Origin of the sequence: Bittarella massiliensis (ex Durand et al. 2017), from assembly GCF_017566145.1 — a bacterium.
GTDB classification, from domain to species: Bacteria; Bacillota; Clostridia; order Oscillospirales; family Ruminococcaceae; genus Bittarella; species Bittarella massiliensis_A.
On the sequence record NZ_JABFCL010000010.1, the window covers coordinates 22,527 to 40,171 of the forward strand.

Annotated in this window: 17 protein-coding genes; 15 read left to right on the forward strand and 2 right to left on the reverse strand. The window is 62.6% G+C overall.

From position 1 onward, the window contains the following. The first annotated feature begins 30 nt into the window (after positions 1-30). The 4 genes from HJY11_RS10095 to HJY11_RS10110 all read left to right on the forward strand — a co-directional run bounded on the left by HJY11_RS10095 (position 31) and on the right by HJY11_RS10110 (position 6,212). Positions 31-3,108 carry a bifunctional diguanylate cyclase/phosphodiesterase gene (locus tag HJY11_RS10095; RefSeq protein WP_243764421.1) on the forward strand — a complete coding sequence of 1,026 codons (3,078 nt, stop codon included), beginning with the start codon at positions 31-33 and terminating at the stop codon, positions 3,106-3,108. A 36-nt stretch (positions 3,109-3,144) separates the two neighbouring features. Then, positions 3,145-4,581, forward strand: a complete 1,437-nt coding sequence (locus HJY11_RS10100; protein ID WP_243764422.1) for an esterase/lipase family protein — start codon at positions 3,145-3,147, stop codon at positions 4,579-4,581. A 129-nt stretch (positions 4,582-4,710) separates the two neighbouring features. Beyond that, positions 4,711-5,277 (forward strand): DUF3783 domain-containing protein, encoded by a 567-nt coding sequence (locus HJY11_RS10105; RefSeq protein WP_208075836.1) that lies wholly within the window; start codon positions 4,711-4,713, stop codon positions 5,275-5,277. Then, positions 5,274-6,212 (forward strand): phosphotransferase family protein, encoded by a 939-nt coding sequence (locus HJY11_RS10110; RefSeq protein WP_208075837.1) that lies wholly within the window; start codon positions 5,274-5,276, stop codon positions 6,210-6,212. Before HJY11_RS10105 ends, HJY11_RS10110 begins: the two co-directional genes overlap by 4 nt. Before the next feature lie 285 nt (positions 6,213-6,497). Here HJY11_RS10110 and HJY11_RS10115 read toward each other — a convergent pair whose 3' ends face one another. Next, positions 6,498-6,635 carry a hypothetical protein gene (locus tag HJY11_RS10115; protein ID WP_208075838.1) on the reverse strand — a complete coding sequence of 46 codons (138 nt, stop codon included), beginning with the start codon at positions 6,633-6,635 and terminating at the stop codon, positions 6,498-6,500. 98 nt (positions 6,636-6,733) lie between these two features. Between HJY11_RS10115 and HJY11_RS10120 the strand changes: the two genes are divergently transcribed. From HJY11_RS10120 to HJY11_RS10160, 9 genes are all read left to right on the forward strand, one after another. Continuing rightward, on the forward strand, positions 6,734-7,900 hold the full coding sequence (locus HJY11_RS10120; RefSeq protein WP_208075839.1) for an alkaline phosphatase family protein: 1,167 nt from the start codon (positions 6,734-6,736) through the stop codon (positions 7,898-7,900). 40 nt (positions 7,901-7,940) lie between these two features. After that, positions 7,941-9,713, forward strand: a complete 1,773-nt coding sequence (gene rlmD, locus HJY11_RS10125) for a 23S rRNA (uracil(1939)-C(5))-methyltransferase RlmD (protein WP_208075840.1) — start codon at positions 7,941-7,943, stop codon at positions 9,711-9,713. 556 nt (positions 9,714-10,269) lie between these two features. Next, on the forward strand, positions 10,270-10,551 hold the full coding sequence (locus HJY11_RS10130) for a hypothetical protein (RefSeq protein WP_208075841.1): 282 nt from the start codon (positions 10,270-10,272) through the stop codon (positions 10,549-10,551). Further along, entirely contained in the window at positions 10,552-10,833 is a 282-nt protein-coding gene (locus tag HJY11_RS10135) for a hypothetical protein (RefSeq protein WP_208075842.1), read from the forward strand. A 2-nt stretch (positions 10,834-10,835) separates the two neighbouring features. Then, complete coding sequence (locus HJY11_RS10140; RefSeq protein ID WP_208075843.1) at positions 10,836-12,578, forward strand: DNA primase family protein; 1,743 nt, start codon at positions 10,836-10,838, stop codon at positions 12,576-12,578. 15 nt (positions 12,579-12,593) lie between these two features. Beyond that, positions 12,594-12,923, forward strand: a complete 330-nt coding sequence (locus HJY11_RS10145) for a hypothetical protein (RefSeq protein WP_208075844.1) — start codon at positions 12,594-12,596, stop codon at positions 12,921-12,923. A 260-nt stretch (positions 12,924-13,183) separates the two neighbouring features. Further along, a complete protein-coding gene (locus HJY11_RS10150; RefSeq protein ID WP_208075845.1) occupies positions 13,184-13,627 on the forward strand; it encodes a hypothetical protein in 444 nt (147 codons plus the stop codon). A 110-nt stretch (positions 13,628-13,737) separates the two neighbouring features. Continuing rightward, complete coding sequence (locus tag HJY11_RS10155) at positions 13,738-15,051, forward strand: hypothetical protein (RefSeq protein ID WP_208075846.1); 1,314 nt, start codon at positions 13,738-13,740, stop codon at positions 15,049-15,051. A 24-nt stretch (positions 15,052-15,075) separates the two neighbouring features. Further along, a complete protein-coding gene (locus HJY11_RS10160; protein ID WP_208075847.1) occupies positions 15,076-15,312 on the forward strand; it encodes a hypothetical protein in 237 nt (78 codons plus the stop codon). Between the two features lie 62 nt (positions 15,313-15,374). Here HJY11_RS10160 and HJY11_RS10165 read toward each other — a convergent pair whose 3' ends face one another. Then, positions 15,375-15,653 (reverse strand): hypothetical protein, encoded by a 279-nt coding sequence (locus HJY11_RS10165; protein WP_208075848.1) that lies wholly within the window; start codon positions 15,651-15,653, stop codon positions 15,375-15,377. 979 nt (positions 15,654-16,632) lie between these two features. On the opposite strand from HJY11_RS10165, the gene HJY11_RS10170 reads away from it, so the two are divergent. Further along, complete coding sequence (locus HJY11_RS10170) at positions 16,633-17,415, forward strand: metallophosphoesterase (RefSeq protein ID WP_208075849.1); 783 nt, start codon at positions 16,633-16,635, stop codon at positions 17,413-17,415. 13 nt (positions 17,416-17,428) lie between these two features. Continuing rightward, on the forward strand, positions 17,429-17,635 hold the full coding sequence (locus HJY11_RS10175) for a hypothetical protein (RefSeq protein ID WP_208075850.1): 207 nt from the start codon (positions 17,429-17,431) through the stop codon (positions 17,633-17,635). Positions 17,636-17,645: the final 10 nt, after the last annotated feature.

A 17,645-nucleotide genomic window follows, 5' to 3' on the forward strand; every position in this document is an offset into this window, starting at 1 on the left:
ATCTCAAACAAGAAGTGGGAGGGTGTAACCATGCAACAGCACAATCGGGGGCAGGGCCCCCTCTACCAGCTATACGAGGGGTTTTTGGCCCTGCGCCCCCTCTTTTCAAGCGATTCCAACCCCCAGCAGCGGGCGCGGTGCCTGGCCGAATTCGTGGGGCATTCCGTCCCGGTCTGCCGGGTGGCCTTTCTTCGCCTTGACAGCAGCCAAAAGCCGGCGGAAGCGGGCTTTTGGGGCGATTCGCAGGAGCAGTGGGAAAATCTCTACCCCCTCTTTCTCGAGCGCCACCTCCCCTCGCTGATGGACGCCTTCACCCGCGGGCAGCCGGTGGAGGACAGCGCGGTGGAGGGGATGGTTCTGGGCCTCCTCGGCGCCCAGACGCCCCCCTACTCCCCCACCATCCTCCCCGTTGAGCGGGAGGGGCTCCTCCTGGGCTTTCTCTACTTTGGCAAGGCGCGGGAAAAGGGCCCCTGGACCGAGGGGGAAAAGGCGGCGCTGGAATCGCTGGCCGCCATCCTCTCCCTCTTCTTCGCCCAGCAGGGGCGGATGGACGCCATCCGCCTGCAGTCCTTCATCTTCGGCGCCTTGATGGACAGCCTGGAGGCCAACATCTACATCACCGACCCCCAGACCGACCGCATCCTCTACATGAACCGCGCCATGAAAGAGGCCTTCTCCCTAACCGAGCCGGAGGGGAAGATCTGTTGGCAGGTGCTGCAGTCCGGCCAGGAGGGCCGCTGCCAGTTCTGCCCGGTACAGCTGTTGCTGCAAGACCCCTCGGACAATCCCTCCTGCGTCTGGGAAGCGCACAACAGCCGCACCGGGCGCACCTACCAAAACTACGACAGTCTGGTGCAGTGGATCGACGGCTCCCGGGCGCACCTGCAACAGTCGCTGGACATCAGCGAGCGCAAGGCCCTCTTCCAGGCCGCCTCCATCGACGAGTTGACGGGGATGCGCAACCGCCGCTCGGGCAAAAAGGCGCTGGTGCAGTCTGTCTGGGCGGCCCAGCGGGCCGATCTCCCCCTGGTGGTGGGCTTTTACGACGTCAACTCCCTCAAGCAGATCAACGACCAGTACGGCCACCTGGAGGGCGACCGCGCCCTGCAACTGACCGCCCGGGCCGTCACCTCCCAGCTGGGGGACGCCGACTACGCCTTCCGCCTCAGCGGGGACGAGTTCTGCCTGGTGTTCTGGAACAGCGACGAGGCCGCCGCCCGGGCCAAGATCGAGGCGGCCAAGGCCGAACTGTCCGCCCTGGCAGAGGAGAACGCGCTCCCCTACCAGCCCGATTTCTGCTACGGGCTGGTGCAGGTGCCGCTGAAAGAGGGGCTGGGGGCAGACGAACTTCTGGCCCGCGCCGATGAGCAGATGTACCGGCAAAAGCGGCTGCTGCACATCCAGCGGGCGGAGGAGCGGGTCGCCGGCGGCGAGGTCGGCGAGCCTGTCGAGGCCTTTACCTACGACAAGGACCGCCTTTACGACGCCCTGGTACAGAGCACCGACGACTACGTCTACGTCTGCAACATGAAGACCGGCACCTTCCGCTACCCCCGGGCCATGGTGGAGGAGTTCGACCTGCCCAGCGAGGTGGTGAAAAACGCCGCCGCCGTCTGGGGCAGCCGCATCCATCCCCACGACAAGCAGGCCTTTTTGGAGTCCAACCAGGAGATTGAAGACGGGCGCACCAGCTGCCACAACATCGAGTACCGGGCCAAAAACCGCCGCGGCGAGTGGGTGTGGATGCGCTGCCGCGGCCACGTGGAGAGAGACGAGGGGGGAGAGCCCGTCCTCTTTGCCGGCACCATCGCCAATCTGGGCCGCAAAAACAAGATCGACCACGTGACCGGGCTGCTCAACAAGTTCGTCTTTGAAGAGGATGTCAACCACTTCTTGCAGGAGCGGCCGGACCAGAGTTTGAGCGTGATGGTCCTCGACCTCGACGAGTTCAAACGGGTCAACGACCTCTACGACCGGGTCTTTGGGGACGAGGTGTTGCGGATCACCGCCCAAAAAATCCAGACCTTCCTCCCCTCTAACGCCACCGTCTACCGCCTGGACGGCGACGAGTTCGGGGTGATCTTCAGCGGGGGCGGCCGCTCGGCGCCAGAGGCGTTTTACAGCGCCCTGCGGGATCTCTTTTCCCGCCAGCAGGAATTTTCCGGCCGCCGGTACTACTGCACCCTCTCGGCCGGTTCCGCCTTCTACCCCGACGATGGAAACAACTATCTCGACCTCTTCAAGTACGCCTCCTACTCCCTGGAACACGCCAAGACGCGGGGGAAAAATCAGCTGGTCCCCTTCTCCCCCTCCATCCTCCGCGCCAAGGAGCGCAGCCTCGACTTGATCGAGCACCTGCGCACCAGCGTCGAGCGGGATTTCGAGGGCTTCTCCCTCGCCTTTCAGCCCCAGGTGGACGCCTGTACCGGCGCTCTTCGCGGGGCCGAGGTGCTGGCCCGCTGGCAGTGCGACGACTACGGCTCCATCGGCCCCGGCGAGTTCATCCCCCTTTTGGAGGAGAGCGGGCTCATCCACCCGGTGGGCCGCTGGATTTTCGCCAGCGCCATCCGCACCTGCGCCCGGTGGCTTCCCCTCTTCCCCGATTTTTCCTTCAGCATCAACCTCTCCTACCTGCAGCTGTCCCAGCCCGACTTTCTCCCCTTCGCCCGCCAGACCCTGCTGGACATGGGGGTGGACCCCACCCACATCGTCCTGGAACTGACCGAGAGCTGCATCGCCTCCAGCGCGGACGCCATGTCCCAGACCTTTGAGGAGATTCGGAAGATGGGCATCCGCCTGGCCATGGACGACTTTGGAACCGGCTACTCCTCCCTCAACATCCTCAAGCGGGCGCCGGCGGACATCGTCAAGATCGACCGGGACTTTGTCAAGGGGATCCAAAACAGCCGCTTTGACGCCACCTTCATCCGCTTCATCGTCGCCCTCTGCCACGACGTGGGCATCCACGTCTGCCTGGAGGGGGTCGAGACCCGGGAGGAGTATCAGATCGTCCGCCCCATGGGGCTGGACACCATCCAGGGCTTTTACTTTGCCCACCCCATGACCCGGCAGGACTTTGAGCGCTGGGCCGAGACCAGCCGGCAGTAGCCCGGCAACTGAACACCATAAAAGGAGGTTCTCCCCTTGTCCCCTCTCCCCCTCTCCCTGTTGGCGCTGGCCGCCGTCCTCGCCCTGACAATTTTGGACGGGTGCGGGCGGATCGATCTCTGCCGGCGCTGGGTACTGGCCCTCACCCTGCCGGCGCTGCTGCACCTGCCGCTGCTGCTCTTTTTGCTCTGGGGGTGGGCCGCCCAGCCCCTTGCCAGGGGGGTCTCCCTGGCCGCCCTCCTGCTCCTCTGGCTCTACGGGGCCGTCCGCCTCAGCGCCTTTCCCACCCGGCCGCGGCGGGACGGGGAGACCGCCCGGCTGCGGGTCCTCTGGGACGGGCGGTTTCTCACCATCGCGGGCATCTACGCCCTGCTGGCACAACTCCCCATCTGGCTTTTCTACCCCCGACTGGCCCGGCGGTTCTCCCTCCCCTGGCCGCTGGTGGCCGCGGACATCGCCGTCTCCCTCCTCCTCGCCGCGGCGCTCTGCGCAAACGGGGTGTTGCGGGTCCTCTGCACCTCCAAATGGCTCAACCTGGTGCGCCGGGTGGTCGTCATCCTGCTGCTCCCCCTGCCGGTGATCGGCCTCTTTGCCGCCTGGTACCTCTGCCGGCAGGCCCGGTTTGAGTACGACCACGGCTGTCTCATGGAGGGGGTGCGCCGGGTGCGGGCCGAGTCCGACCTCTGCGCCACCCGCTACCCCATCCTGCTTTTGCACGGGGTGGGCTTTCGCGACCTGCGCCACTTCTGCTACTGGGGGCGCATCCCCAAGGAACTCACCCGGCTGGGGGCCCGCCTCTACTACGGCAACCAGGAGGCCTGGGGGACGGTGGAGCAAAACGCCGCCGACATCCGCCGCCGGGTGCTCGCCATCCTGGCAGAGACCGGGAGCGAAAAGGTCAACATCATCGCCCACTCCAAGGGCGGGCTGGACGCCCGCTACATGATCAGCTGCCTGGGGATGGGGGGGCAGGTGGCCTCCCTCACCACCGTCTCCACCCCCCACCGGGGCTCCCGGGTCATCGACTGGCTGGTGAAGATGCCCGACGGCCTCTACCGCGCCCTGGCGCGGACGGTCGACCGGGTGTTTGCCAAACTGGGCGACACCCACCCCGACTTCTACACCGCCAGCCGGGAGTTCACCACCGCCTACGCCGCCCACCTGGCCCAGATCGCCCCCGACTGTCCCGGCGTCTACTACCAGAGCTGCGCCTCGGTGATGAAAGGGGCCCTCAGCGACATGGTCCTCGCCTTCCCCTACTGTGTGGTCAAGGCGGCCGAGGGGCCCAATGACGGGCTGGTGTCGGTCCCCTCGGCGGTCTGGGGCAACTTCTTGGGGGTCTTTCGCGCCGGCGGCTACCGGGGCATCTCCCACGGGGACGTGATCGATCTGCGGCGGGACGACTACCGCGGCTTCGACGTGCGGGAGGAGTATGTCAAGCTGGTATCCCGCCTGCGAGAGATGGGCTTTTAAAGTCCGCAAAGAGGGGGCGGCCCTCCTTTTTGAGGGGGGCCGCCCTCCCCTTTTTTCTCCCCTGCTTTTGGTTTTGCCGTTTTTGGTGTATACTCATAGCGAGAACAGAATGATTTGGGAGGAACTGCCATGAAAGCGAGGACGATCCCCCAGGAGATTGCTCTCCTCTACCATTTGGGAAAGGGCACGCCCCGGGGCCGCCGGGTGCAGGAGGTGCTTGACGAGCTGGGCATCCCCTGCCGGGAACTGGGGCCGGAGGACCTCTGCCAGAGCATCGGCTGGTGCGCCGGGCTGGCGGGGTATCGGCCCGCCCAGCCGCCCGCCCAACCCCCCGCCCCGGTGCGGGAGGAGGCCCTCTTGCTGGGCGGCCTGACAAAAGACCGGCTCGACCACCTGCTGGCCCAGCTGAAGGAGAGCGAACTCTCCATCGAGCTCAAGGCGGTCATCACCCCCTACAACCGGGAGTGGACCCTCGCCAAACTCTTTTCCGAACTGCAGGAGGAGCACCGCTTCTTTCAGCGGGTGCAGCGCCTCACCCAGCTGACCGAACGGGCCGAGGCCCAGGCCGGCGGGGACGGCGAACTGGACGCCGCCGCCCGGGAGGGCCGGCGGATTTTAGAGGCCGACAAGGCCCCCGAACCCCTGACCCTGCAAAACGCCATCGAGGGGCTGGAAGCGGCCCTCTCAAAGCTGTGATCTCCCCCGAGGGACTGGCCCATCACCTCTGCCGAGAGAAGATGGGCCGGTCCCTTCTCGCCGTTGAGGAGATCTGCGGCCGGGGCAGCGTCAACCGGGTCTTTGCGCTGTGCCTCGCCGGGGGCGAAAAGCGCCTTCTGCGGCTGCGGCCGGGGGCCCTTAAAGAATATCAAAAAGAGCTCTGGTGCCTGCGCGCCGCCGGGGCGGCGGGGCTGCCGGTCCCCCGCCCCCTCTTCTGCGGGGAGGAGGGGGGCCTCGCCTACCTGGTGGAGCAGTTTGTGGAGGGGCGGCCCGGAACCGCCCTCTCGGGGGAAGAGGCCCTCTCCCTCTGGCGGGAGTTGGGCCGCTTCGCCCGGGCCCTGCACCAGATCCCGGTGCAGGGCTTTGGGCTGGAGTGGGCCGGGGGCAGCCGCTTTGTCGACCCCTTCTCCCCCACCCTGGAGCGGCAGATCGCCTACAACCTCTCCTGCCTGACAGGGGGCGACCCACTGCTCTCACTGGGCGGCTATTCTCCGTCTTTACAGGGGCCGATCCGCCGGCTGTGGGAGGGGCTGGAGCCACGCCGCATCCCCCTGGGGCTCTGCCACGGGGACCTGTCGCCCCGCAACCTCCTCTGCTCCGCGGGCGGCGTCACCCTGGTGGACTTTGGCTGCGCCGCGGTCCACGCCTGCCCCGACTACGAGGTCTCCTCCCTGGAGAGCCACTCGGGCGGCCAGTGGCAGGCCTTTTTGGAGGGCTACGGCTGGAGCGAAGCCCGCTGGGCCGCCCACCGCCCCCGCTACGCGGCCCTCCTCCTGCTGCGGCGGGCGGACACCCTGCGCTGGTACCTGGGGACCCTTCCCCCGGGGGAGGTCGACCGCCAAGACCCCCGGCTGCAAGACCACCTGGCCCAGCTGCAAGCAGCCCTCGAGACGGCCGCCCCCTACCTGGCCTGACCTCCCCCCTGGCGGCGGCTTTCAGGCCAGATAGCCCCCTTCCCCGCCGCGCAAAAACATCAAAAATGGCCTGCCGCCCGAGGGCGGCAGGCCGTTTCTCTTTTTACAGGGGCTGACAATTCCCGTCTCTGTTCAGAGACGGCAGGCAGGCGCACAGCCATGCCGGGGACGCAGGCGCGCGGCCCTTTTCGACCGCCTGCCCATACCGCCTGCGGCCGCCCCCCTCTAGAGGGAGCGCGGAGAACCCTGATTGCCTGCCGATCTTCCAGATCTGCGGTCCCCTTTTCACACTTCACGCCCCTTCACAGAAAACAGCAATGCAAAAAAGGGCTCGATCGCTCCCCCCAAAACAGGGAAATCCTCTTTTTTCTGCCCTTTTTCCGCCGTTTGTGGTAAAATAGATGGTATCTGTAACCCACGCACAAATTCTGACTGCTTCCCGCCGGGCTGCCCCGCCGCCCCGGCGGGGAAGAGCGATTTGCCCCGGGTCTCTGCGCCCGGGGGAAAGGAGGACTGCATCCATGCAGACCAAAGAAACCATTGTCTTTCCCAACTACCCCAACAGCCTGTTGGGGGCCATCTCCTCTGTCCTGCGCCACTACGGGGTACAGGACACCCACGACACCCTGCCCGAATTGGATCAGGCCCTGCAAGCCGGCCACCGCAACGTGGTCTTTATGGTCTTTGACGGCCTGGGGGTCGATATGCTCGAGCACAACCTGGCCCCTGACGACTTCTTTCGCCGCCACCTGTGCCGGGAGCTGACCTCGGTCTACCCCTCCACCACCGCGGCGGCCACCACCACCTACAACTCCGGCCTCTCCCCACTGGAACACGGCAGCCTCGGCTGGTCTCTCTACTTCAAGGAGTACTGCCGCTGCATCGACATCTTCCCCAACCAGGACAGCTTCTCCGGGGAGGAGATCGCCGGCGGCCGGGCAAACGACCGCTTCCTCTCCTACAAGACCATCTACGAGCGGATCGCCGAGACCGGCAGCGGGGTGCACACCTACAACCTGCAGCCCTCCTTCATCCCCTTCCGGGAGGGGCCCCACACCCTGGTGCACGCCGACGACGTTCAGGCCTACTGCGACGCCATCTCCAAAATTTGCCAAAACGGCCAGCAAAACTTCATCTACGCCTACTGGTTCGAGCCCGACTCCACCATGCACAAACAGGGCTGCTACACCGACGGCATCAAGGGGATGGTCCGCCGCTTCAGCGCCCAGGTCGAGGCCATGTGCGCCCAGTTGGAGGACACCCTCCTCATCGTCTCGGCCGACCACGGCCTGCGAAATGTGGAGCCCCAGCCGGTCTACCTCGACGAGATCGAGGAGCTGGCCGCCTGCCTCCTCCTCCCCCCCTCGATGGACGCCCGGGCCGCCTCCCTCTTTGTCCGCCCCGACCGAAAGGCCGACTTCCCCGCCCTCTTTCAAAAGCACCTGGGGGAGGATTTTCTCCTCCTCACCCGGGAGGAGGCCTTTGCCCGCCAGCTCTTTGGGCCGGGGGCGCCCCACCCCAAATCGCTGGATTTCGTGGGGGACTTTGTGGCCTGCGCCGTGGGGGATCGCTACATCAAGTACCGCACCCCCAACGCGCCGGGCAAGGGCCACCTCTACTATGGCCACCACGCCGGCCTCACCGCCCCGGAGATGGTCATCCCCCTCATCCTCTGCGAAATGCCCTAAACCCGCCCTCCCCACAACAGCCAAAAAAAGGAGCCTATCCATGCCAAAACCCACCCCCAAAAAGGGCGGACAAGCCCGCCGCAAGGGGCCTGCGCCCCACCCCAAAGCGGGGCCAAATCCCCCGCAAAAGGGCAAGCCCGCCCCTCAAAGAGAGGGCCGCCAAGAACTGCCCGCCCAAACCCTCACCTGTACCCGGCTGGACAGCCGGGGCCGGGGCCTCTGCTCCTGCCGCGGGCGGGAGATCGCCGTTCCCGGCCTCCTCCCGGGGGAGGTGGCCGAGGTGGCCCTCTCCCGCCGCTTCGGCGCGTACACCGGCGCGGTGCGCGCCCTGAAAAAGGCCTCCCCCCTCCGGCAAAAGCCCCCCTGCCCCTACGCCGACCGCTGCGGCGGCTGCCAGCTGCTGCAGCTGCAATATGAAGGGCAGCTGGCCGAAAAGCAGGCCCGGGCCGAGGCGCTGCTGGGCTGCTTTGGCCCGGTGGAGCCCATCCTCCCCGCGCCCGACCCGCTGGGCTACCGCTGCAAGGCCCACCTGGCCGCCGGCAGGGACCGGGGCGGCCGCCCGGTCACCGGCATCTATCAGGAGCACAGTCACCGGCTGGTGCCGGTCAAGCACTGCCTGCTCCACCACCCCCTGGCCGACCAGATCATCGCCACCGTGCGGGAGCTGATGAAGCCCTTTAAAATCGCCCCCTTCGACGAGGACACCGGCGAGGGCTTTCTCCGCCACATCCTGGTGCGGGTGGGGCAGCAGACCGGCGAGGCGATAGTGGTGCTGGTGGCGGCCTACACCCTCTTCCCCGGGCAGGGCGGATTTGTCCGCGCCCTGCGGTCGCGCCACCCAGAGATCAAGACGGTGGTCCTCAACGTCAACAACCGGGAGACCAGCGCCGTGCTGGGGGAGTATGAAAAGGTCCTCTACGGCCCGGGCTTTATCGAGGACGCCCTCTGCGGGCTGCGCTTTCGCATCTCCCCCCGCTCCTTCTTCCAGGTCAACCCCCGCCAGACCGAACGGCTCTACGCCGCCGCGGTGGAGATGGCCGGCCTCACCGGCAGCGAGTCGGTGGTGGACGCCTACTGCGGCATCGGCACCATCGCCCTGCTCGCGGCCGGGCGGGCAAAACAGGTGCTGGGCGTCGAGCACAACCGGGACGCGGTGCGCGACGCCGTCGGCAACGCCCGCAAAAACGGCGTCAAAAACGCCCGCTTCGTGGCCGCCGACGCCGGGGAATACCTGGTGCGGATGGCAGAGGACGGGCAGCGGGTCGACGTGGTCTTTATGGACCCCGCCCGCGCCGGCAGCACCCCCGACTTTTTGGAGGCGCTGGCCGCCATCGCCCCCGCAAAGATCGTCTACATCTCCTGCAACCCCGAGACCCAGCAGCGGGACGTAAACGCCCTCTGCCGCGCCGGCTACCGGGTGGGCCGCATCCAGCCGGTGGACATGTTCCCCCAGACGGCGCACCTGGAGACGGTATGCCTCCTGTCCCGAGAAAAATCAGTGAAGAGGTACGTGCACGTCGACGTCACCCCGGAGGAGCTCGGGATGCGCGGCAGGAGCAAGAACGTGAAGCACCCGACGTACCCGCAAATCAGGGAGTACGTGAAGGAGAAGCACGGGCTGACCGTATCGTCGGCGAACATCGCGTCCGTGAAGGACGAGTGCGGCATGGAGAAGCAGTTCAGCTACAAAGAGGCTGGCATGGCCGCGAAGAAGCGCCCGAACTGCCCGAAGAAGAAACGCGACGCCATCGTCGAGGCCTTCGTCCACTTCGGGATGCTGAGCCAGTCCGACGCGGAGGCGCTGGACGCGTAGTTTTTATTCAAATCAAGCGGCACATGGAGCGGCGGGGATTTTCCCCGTCGCTTTTTTTGACATAAAACTCTATAAAACCCGAATAAAACTCAATGAACGCATCGCATCCTCATTTCCTCAAATAATTTCTTAAAAACTTGTTGACTTTTCACCCGTTGGGTGATATACTAAGGTCACAAGATGAAACAAGGACATCTTGAAGCCGACGAAGCGACGTCGGTTCGGAACATTGAAAACTGGATAGAACACAACGAGATTCGCGAGTATAAGGCCTGCGGAGGGTTTGAGCATTAAGCCTGTAAATCCATTCCCCCAAAACCGACCAGAACTGACAACCTGGAAGGGACGGCCACAGCGTCTAACCGTTCACTGTCGGCATTGCCTGCGAGCCCCCGAGGCTCACACAATCGGCTGACACAACGGGTATCTCACATAAGTGAAGAGCGGCGAACCGGAGTTGTGACATAGGGATTTTTCTCCCATGTGTCACGGCTCCGGTTCGCCGCTCTTTTTGTTTATCTAGGCAATTCAAAAACATCAGAAGGAGGTCATTTATATGGCAGAGAAGAAGTACGTGGCTGTGGTGGCCACAAAGGACGACGAGCTCATCGACAAGCTCACCCATATCAACTGCATCGAGGGCGAGATTGAGAGCGAGCGCGGAGCAATCAACGTGCTCGGCTGGCTGATTGACAACGCGAAGTTCTACCTGCGTCACGGCGAGTATCGCCTCGGACTGCGCGAGCTCATCAAGGACGCGGAGAGCTGGATTGAAGAGAGTCGCAACGACATCGACAAGTACAGCGAAGAGATTGAGCAGCTGAAGGAGGCGTTGTAGATGGCGAAAGAGATTACAGCGGCCGTGGTGGCCGCAGCGGACAAGGAGCAGGCTAAAACGCTCCTGACCATCCACGAACGCGACAACGCGCGCCAGTTCGCCATCGGTCAGGCAGAGTGTCTCCGCACCTTTATCAAAACGGCGGAGATGGCGAAGGCGAGCCCCGACCCGCACTTCTGGGTTGAGAAATTGCTCAACGACATGAAGGAGAAAGTCGAGACGAGCCACAAGGTGGCCGAGACGTTTACGGAAATTATCGAAGAACTGAAGGAGGAACTTTAACTATGGACAAGGATATGATTTACGACTTCGATGAGGCGAGCCTCATCAAGATTGAAGATACGAAGGACACGGTGGTCAAAGAGGTCACGGCCAACTACATCCTCGACCTCGACGACGCGGCCGTCTGCATGAACGGCCTCGGCACCCTCGTGGTGGACCTGACCGACAAGGTCAACCGCCGTATCGAGGGCATCAACGCCAAGCGTGCCGACAAGAAGTACCGCATCAAGGCGGGCATGCTGAACCCCGACGAGGACGAGTACGTGGCACCGAGCATCCCGGCGCTGGCGTCTCCCGCACCGTACATGGTGGCGAGCCTCATCATGGTCAAGCACCACGTCATCCGCCTGAACTACGGCGGAACGGACAGCAGCAGCGCCGACATGTGCCCCATCGCCGTGTACAACGACGAGGGCGACTACGCGGGCGTGTACACGACGGACGAGAGCGACATCGAGAGCATCATCCGCGACGCCGTGCCGACCATCTCCAAGCGCGGGGTGGACGAGTGCAAGGCCTTCCTCCGCACCATGGCGCCGGTGAAGTCGCGCTGCTCCGACAGCAACCTCATCCCGGTGAACAACGGCATCTACGACTACAAGAACAAGACGCTCATGGACTTCAGCCCCGAGTACGTGTTCTCGTCCAAGGTCAGCACTGACTACAATCCGAACGCTGCGAACGTGGTCATCCACAACGACGTCGACGGCACGGACTGGGACATCGAGAGCTGGATGAAGGACCTCTCCGACCATCCCGAGGCCGCGAACCTGTTCTGGCAGATTATCGGTGCGACGGTACGCTCGAACGAGCGCTGGAACCAGGCCGCGTTCTTCTACAGCACGAAGGGAAACAACGGCAAGGGCACGCTCTGCCGGCTCATCCGCAACCTCGTGGGCATGCAGAACTGTTGCAGCATCAGCCTCGACGCCATGGGTCGCGAGTTCATGCTCTCCCCTCTTCTGAAGGCGAGCGCAATCGTCGTCGACGAGAACGACGTCGGCACGTACATCGAGAAGAGCGCGAACCTGAAGTCCATCGTGACGGGCGACAGCTTCAGCATCAACCGCAAGCATCTGGCACCCATCAGCTTCAGCTTCAGCGGGTTCATGATTCAGTGCCTGAACGACGCCCCGAAGTTCCGCGACAAGACCGACTCCATCCTGCGCCGCATCATCTTCGTGCCATTCGACAAGTGCTTCACGGGTCGTGAGCGCAAGTACATCAAGGAGGACTACCTCGGACGCCAGGAGGTGCTCGAGTACGTGCTCAAGAAGGTCCTGGAAGACCTGCCGGAGTACCACAGCATCGACACCCCGCAGTATTGCATCGACGCCCTGGCTGACTTCCGTCTGAGCAACGACAACGTGGCCGAGTTCATGAGCGAGGTGCTGGACGACCTCCAGTGGAGCGCCGTGACGTGGAAGGAGCTCTACGCCTTCTACCGCGGATGGCTCAAGAAGTACGGAGCAGGCACTGACGGACGCGCATGCGTCAAGTACCGCGACTTCCGCTCCTCGGCCCGCACCATCCTCGACACGGGCGTTTACGACTGGGAATACCACCACGACGACGGCCAGTTCGAGGTCGACAAGGCCGAGCGTATGACGTATGAGCCGCTCATCGAGCGCCTCGACGTCGAGAACGACTCGGAGTTCCGCGGACGCATCAACGAGGCGGGAGCCGACCTCACCCTGTTCGAAGGCATGAAAGACCGTATCCGCGGCATCCGCCGCGCGGCGTAGGAAGGGGTGACAGACATGCGCTACTTCATGGAAGAGATTTACCGGGACGAGGTGAACGTCCCAGGCTACGGCAAGTACACGTTCGTAATCGCCACCTACGGAGCACGCGACGACCGCTACGCCTTCGGCTCGTACCACGAGGTGATGGTAGACCCTGAGCACTGCCTCCCGGTCGGTCATCGCGGGTTCAAGGAGGAGGTCATCGCCACGATGCGCGAGGAGCTCGACTATGCGCTCCACCCCATCACGTGCGACGTGCCCGGGTTCGAGAACGTGTTCGCGCCCATCTCCGAACGAGACGCCGAGGTGCTCGCCAAGGCGCTGAAGTTCATGGAAGGTCGCTAGGTGGCCAACGGTGGCCATCAGATGGCCAGGAAATGGTCACGAGATGGTCACCAGTGGCCAGATAAGGCGAAATGGTCAGCAAATGGTCACCAGTGACCACTAAGTGGCCACCAAATGGCCAGAAAGAGACCACGGAGGAGCCACTGGACAAAAAGTGGCCGGCAAATGGTCACCAGTGGCCACCAGATGGCCACGAATGGGCTCCGAAATGGCCAGGCGTGACCAGTTACACAGTGAAAACGATATAAGGAGGGTCAGATATGACGAAGGAAGAGGTGCTCTGCATCCTCGAGGCCCCCGGGTGGGCTCTTCAGGACGTGGAGCGAGCATACGAACGCTACGAGCGAGCATACAGCCGTTGCACAGGCGGTGCCATCCGCTACGACAAGGAAGGCACGTCGGGAGGCGGCGGAGACCCGGATATGCCGCTCATCATCTTCGCGGAGCGCTCCACGGAGCTGGACATCGCGAAGGCACGCTACAAGGCGGCGAAGCAGAGGGCGGAGTCGCTCATCGGGCTGCTCGAGGACTGGCGCAAGCGCGCCGTGCTCACGGGCCGATATGTGGCGGCACCGGCGCTCACATGGCCGGAACTCGCCGAGACGCTCTCGGTGAGCGAACGGCAGACGTACCGCATGAAGAACGACGCCATCGACGCGCTGTGCGTGCTCGGAGGCGGACCGGTTCTCGCTGCGGTCTCGTGAGAAGCAGGGGTCAAGGGGGAGGCCATCCCCCTTGTCCACACTAATGGCGGCGGGGCACCCGTTGCCATTAGTAATAGTGGATTAACAGATATGACAAAGGAATAGCTGTTATGGAGTACGACGAGAGACGAATAGGAGGAATGTTTATGACGAATATGAGCAATACGACGACGGTGCGATTCCACATGGGCGGGGAAAGCGACATCAAGACGGCACACAACCGTCGGGATGAAGCGACCGTCAAGTGGGAGAAGCACATCGACATGGAACGCAAGCACATCGTGCTGAAGGACATGGAGTTGGAGGAGGCATACGCCGAGCTGTTCGGCGAGGCTATCGAGGAGTACGACGCCAAGCAGAAGCGCCGCGACCGTAAAATCGGCGGAGTCCGAGAGTACATGGAGCAGGTGCGTGCTGATGCCCGAGGCCGGGTCAACAAGAAGACCCGTGAGAAGGGCAAGAACCTCGCATACGAGGTCATCGTCGGCATCGGCTCTGTGAAGCCGGTGGTCGACGAGTCGACGGGGCGCTACAAGCGCGACGAGGACGGCGAGATTCTGATGCCGTTCCTCGTCCCCGACGACATCTGCGAGGAAGTGCTGAAGGCCTACCTCGATGCGTGGGAGAAGCGCAACCCGCACCTGTACGTGTACGGCGCGTACTACCACGCAGACGAAGGCGGCGCGCCACACATGCACATCGACTTCATCCCGTGGGCAGACGGGTACAAGCGCGGGATGGAGGTGCAGACCAGCCTGAACAAGGCGCTGGAACAGCAGGGCTGCATCAGCGAGGGATGGACGCGCAACAGCTCCGTGGTATGGGCGGACCGAGAGCGGCAGTTCCTCGAGGACATCGTGTCACAGTACGGATACGAGGTCGTGCACCCGGACGCCGGCAAGTACCGCGAGGCCATGCCGTGGCGCATGTACGCCGAGGAGCAGGAGGCGCTTCGGCAGCTCGACGAGCAGTACGCCGCATTGGAGTCCATGCGCCGAGAAGAGGCGGACATGGAGGCGGAGCTGAGCATCAAGAAGCAGGAGCTGGAGAGCGTGAGCGAGGAGCTGAGCCTCATCGAGGAGATGCGTAACACGGTGCTCCCGGACGGGCGCACGGCGCTGGAGCACATCATCGCCCGGGCGCGCAAGGAGAAGGAGCGCAAGCGCCTGGAAGAGGAAGAGCGCAACCGCATCGCGCGCAACCGCCGGAAGTACGAGTACACGCCGGCAAGGCTGAACAGCCGGGCGGTCGAGGAGCTGGAGGCAGAAGAGGAGCGTATCCAGCGGAAGGCGAGAGAGGACGCGGCAGGCCTCGGAGAAGCCAAGCAGATGCGATATGAGCGGTTTTTACGCGACCACCCTGGAAGTGTCGGGATGACACGAGAAAGCAGCTTAGATTTCGATTTTGGACGCTTCAAGCGGTAATACGAGAAAGAGAGGATGATATAAATGGCTTACAAGAAGGTTTACATGGTGTACGAGGTTAAGGACGCGTACGCGGGGGTACACTCCGCGTTCATGGAGGCGGTGCCGGAGGGGACGCAGATTCTCCCTCCGAAGCACGCGGTGCGGATGTTCGCGGCGACCACGCGCAAGGAGGCGCAGGCCCTCCGCGAGTGCATCGTCACGGGAATCGTGAACAAGCACGGAACGACCATCATGTCCAGCGACCTGTACAGCGAATAGCGTGAAAAAAAGAGCCGTCCCCACGGAGCGAATCCGTGAGGGCGGTTTTTTCATGCCGGGACCTAGTGCAGCTCCGGGGCTGCGACGTAGGCCCAGTCCGTCCCGAAATGCGTGACGCCTAAGACGTGCAGGTCCAGAGGCTCGTAGTAGAACACGAGCTCGTCGGTGTGCTGGAGCAGGAACGTGGGGTCGTCGACGATGTACCACTGGAACACCTCGTCCCACGGTGCGGGCTCGCCGTTGATGAGCTCCAGCTCCAAGTCCCCCATGCCGTTGCATAGGATGAGCGCCCCGCAGGTCTCCGCGAGGTCGGCGTATGTCTTTATGTTCGTGAAATTCATGGCGGTTACCTCCCCTTCTTTTCTTCAAGGGAGCAACCGAAGCCGAAGGCTTCTCATAAACGCCGCGACCACCGCGACGGATATGGTGACGTCGACCACTTCAACCAAGGTACGGAAGGGAGGGCGTGATGTTGCCCTCAAAAAGTGAAAAAACGTTTTTGAGGGCAATTTCGGGATGCTAAACGCTCGTTTATGAGGGGAAATGCTTGCATTTAGGGGTCAAAACTCAACCCTCAAAAACTTTTCAACTTTTATTCTATAACCGTATAACAGTACCCTGTGGTGAAAATAAGTTACTTTTTTACTGAGTATTTAAGAATAAGTAAGAAATACATTGATATATGAGGAGAAATAGAAAATTTTGCACTCAAATAGGGCAAAAATAGGCCATTTTTTTGAGAGTTTTTTTGAGTATTCCGCTTATTTTTGAGGGCTGGAGCCCCTCTCGGGCGTATCTGGGGATGATTTCGCACTCTGGAGCGTCCTTTTCCACACTTCTCGTGTGTCGTGGCGGAGGTCTCGGGGTCGTCGCGGCGGTCTCCACGCCCTCGCGAAAACCTTTTCGACCGGCCGAAACACAAAAACGCTCATTTATGAGCCGAAGTCTTGACAAGGCATAAATTAAGTGATAAAATATTAAGTTTACGCTTGACAATGTCAGGGGTATATGTTAATATAGTTATAGTGGAAGTAATGTAATTAGAGAACATTCCTTTCTTTGATTCTTTACGCACATGGGTTAGCGTTGCTTCCACCTGTTCCATAGCGATTGACACGTAACGAGACGAAGGCTCCGTTGCGTGTTTTTCGATTTACCTCCTTTCTTTCATATAGCCTGCCCCGGGTCGTAAGCGGGTGCGGGCGGCTTGCCCTCGCGGCGCTGACTCACCACACAGCGCCACGGGGGTTTTGCTTTATATACGCGAATGAGGAGGGAGCATGGCAGAAGGAATGGTGATTATGTAGGAGGTAAAGACTTATGAAGGCAATTACACATGACTTGAGCGCGAGCGGCAAGAACGTGCATATCGTCCCGCTCGCTGATTTACATATAGGCGACTCTCAGGCAGACATGAAGGCGATTCAGGAGATGCTGAACCAAATCCTGGCTCTCGACGACGTGTACTGCATCCTCGGCGGCGACCTCATGGACTCCGCCATCGCATCGTCCATCGGCGACACCTACGCGGCGAAGCTCCAGCCCATGGAGCAGTTGCAGAAATGCGTGGAGCTGTTCCAGCCGTTGGCCGACGCGGGAAAGATTCTCGGCGTGCTGCCGGGAAACCACGAGAACAGAATCTACAAGGCGGCCGGTGTTGATATGACTAGGGTCTTTTGCGACCAGTTAGGGCTCACCGAGCTGTATTCGGAGACGACCGCCTTGTATTTCCTGAAGGTCGGCTCGCAATCTCGCGGCCGTCCTTTTGTATATACGCTGTACTACACGCACGGCTCCGGCGGAGGACGCAAGGCCGGAGGCAAGATAAACCGCCTCATGGACTACGCGAACATCGTCGACGCGGACATCTACGTGTGCTGCCACACGCACATGCCGGCCGTCGCGAAGATGGAGTACATCCGACCCGTACCCCAGAACGGCACGCTGGCGCACGTCGAGAAGACGTTCGTCAACACCGCCTCTTCCCTCGTGTACGGCGGATACGGCGACAGACAGGGCTACGCCCCTGCGTCCAACTCGTATCCGGTCATCGAGCTGCACGGCGAAGGCGGGACGGAGAAGGCCGTCACGGTGCACATCTAGGGAGGTGCGCGCCATGGGAAGGTACGAGCGCATCGCGATACTGGAGGGTATCGCGAAGACGAAGCGCGTGGAGCTGGAGCTCATCGAAGCGGAGCTTGAGCGGCTGCGTGCCGAAGACAAGAACGACTTTGAGCGATTCAAAGCCGAGATAAACGAACAGAAAGCGGAGCCTGAGCTCTCACCTGTGCCGAAGCGCACGGGCGGGGGCATCAGGCTCTAGCCATTTTATA

Excerpts from the sequence above, each read along its gene's own strand:
- HJY11_RS10150 (WP_208075845.1), top strand. The coding sequence starts at position 13,184 with ATGACGAAGGAAGAGGTGCTCTGCATCCTCGAGGCCCCCGGGTGGGCT.
- HJY11_RS10170 (WP_208075849.1), top strand. The coding sequence starts at position 16,633 with ATGAAGGCAATTACACATGACTTGAGCGCGAGCGGCAAGAACGTGCAT.
- HJY11_RS10145 (WP_208075844.1), top strand. The coding sequence starts at position 12,594 with ATGCGCTACTTCATGGAAGAGATTTACCGGGACGAGGTGAACGTCCCA.
- rlmD (WP_208075840.1), top strand. The coding sequence starts at position 7,941 with ATGCCAAAACCCACCCCCAAAAAGGGCGGACAAGCCCGCCGCAAGGGG.
- HJY11_RS10095 (WP_243764421.1), top strand. The coding sequence starts at position 31 with ATGCAACAGCACAATCGGGGGCAGGGCCCCCTCTACCAGCTATACGAG.
- HJY11_RS10175 (WP_208075850.1), top strand. The coding sequence starts at position 17,429 with ATGGGAAGGTACGAGCGCATCGCGATACTGGAGGGTATCGCGAAGACG.
- HJY11_RS10160 (WP_208075847.1), top strand. The coding sequence starts at position 15,076 with ATGGCTTACAAGAAGGTTTACATGGTGTACGAGGTTAAGGACGCGTAC.
- HJY11_RS10130 (WP_208075841.1), top strand. The coding sequence starts at position 10,270 with ATGGCAGAGAAGAAGTACGTGGCTGTGGTGGCCACAAAGGACGACGAG.
- HJY11_RS10105 (WP_208075836.1), top strand. The coding sequence starts at position 4,711 with ATGAAAGCGAGGACGATCCCCCAGGAGATTGCTCTCCTCTACCATTTG.
- HJY11_RS10120 (WP_208075839.1), top strand. The coding sequence starts at position 6,734 with ATGCAGACCAAAGAAACCATTGTCTTTCCCAACTACCCCAACAGCCTG.
- HJY11_RS10135 (WP_208075842.1), top strand. The coding sequence starts at position 10,552 with ATGGCGAAAGAGATTACAGCGGCCGTGGTGGCCGCAGCGGACAAGGAG.
- HJY11_RS10140 (WP_208075843.1), top strand. The coding sequence starts at position 10,836 with ATGGACAAGGATATGATTTACGACTTCGATGAGGCGAGCCTCATCAAG.
- HJY11_RS10165 (WP_208075848.1), bottom strand. The coding sequence starts at position 15,653 with ATGAATTTCACGAACATAAAGACATACGCCGACCTCGCGGAGACCTGC.
- HJY11_RS10155 (WP_208075846.1), top strand. The coding sequence starts at position 13,738 with ATGGAGTACGACGAGAGACGAATAGGAGGAATGTTTATGACGAATATG.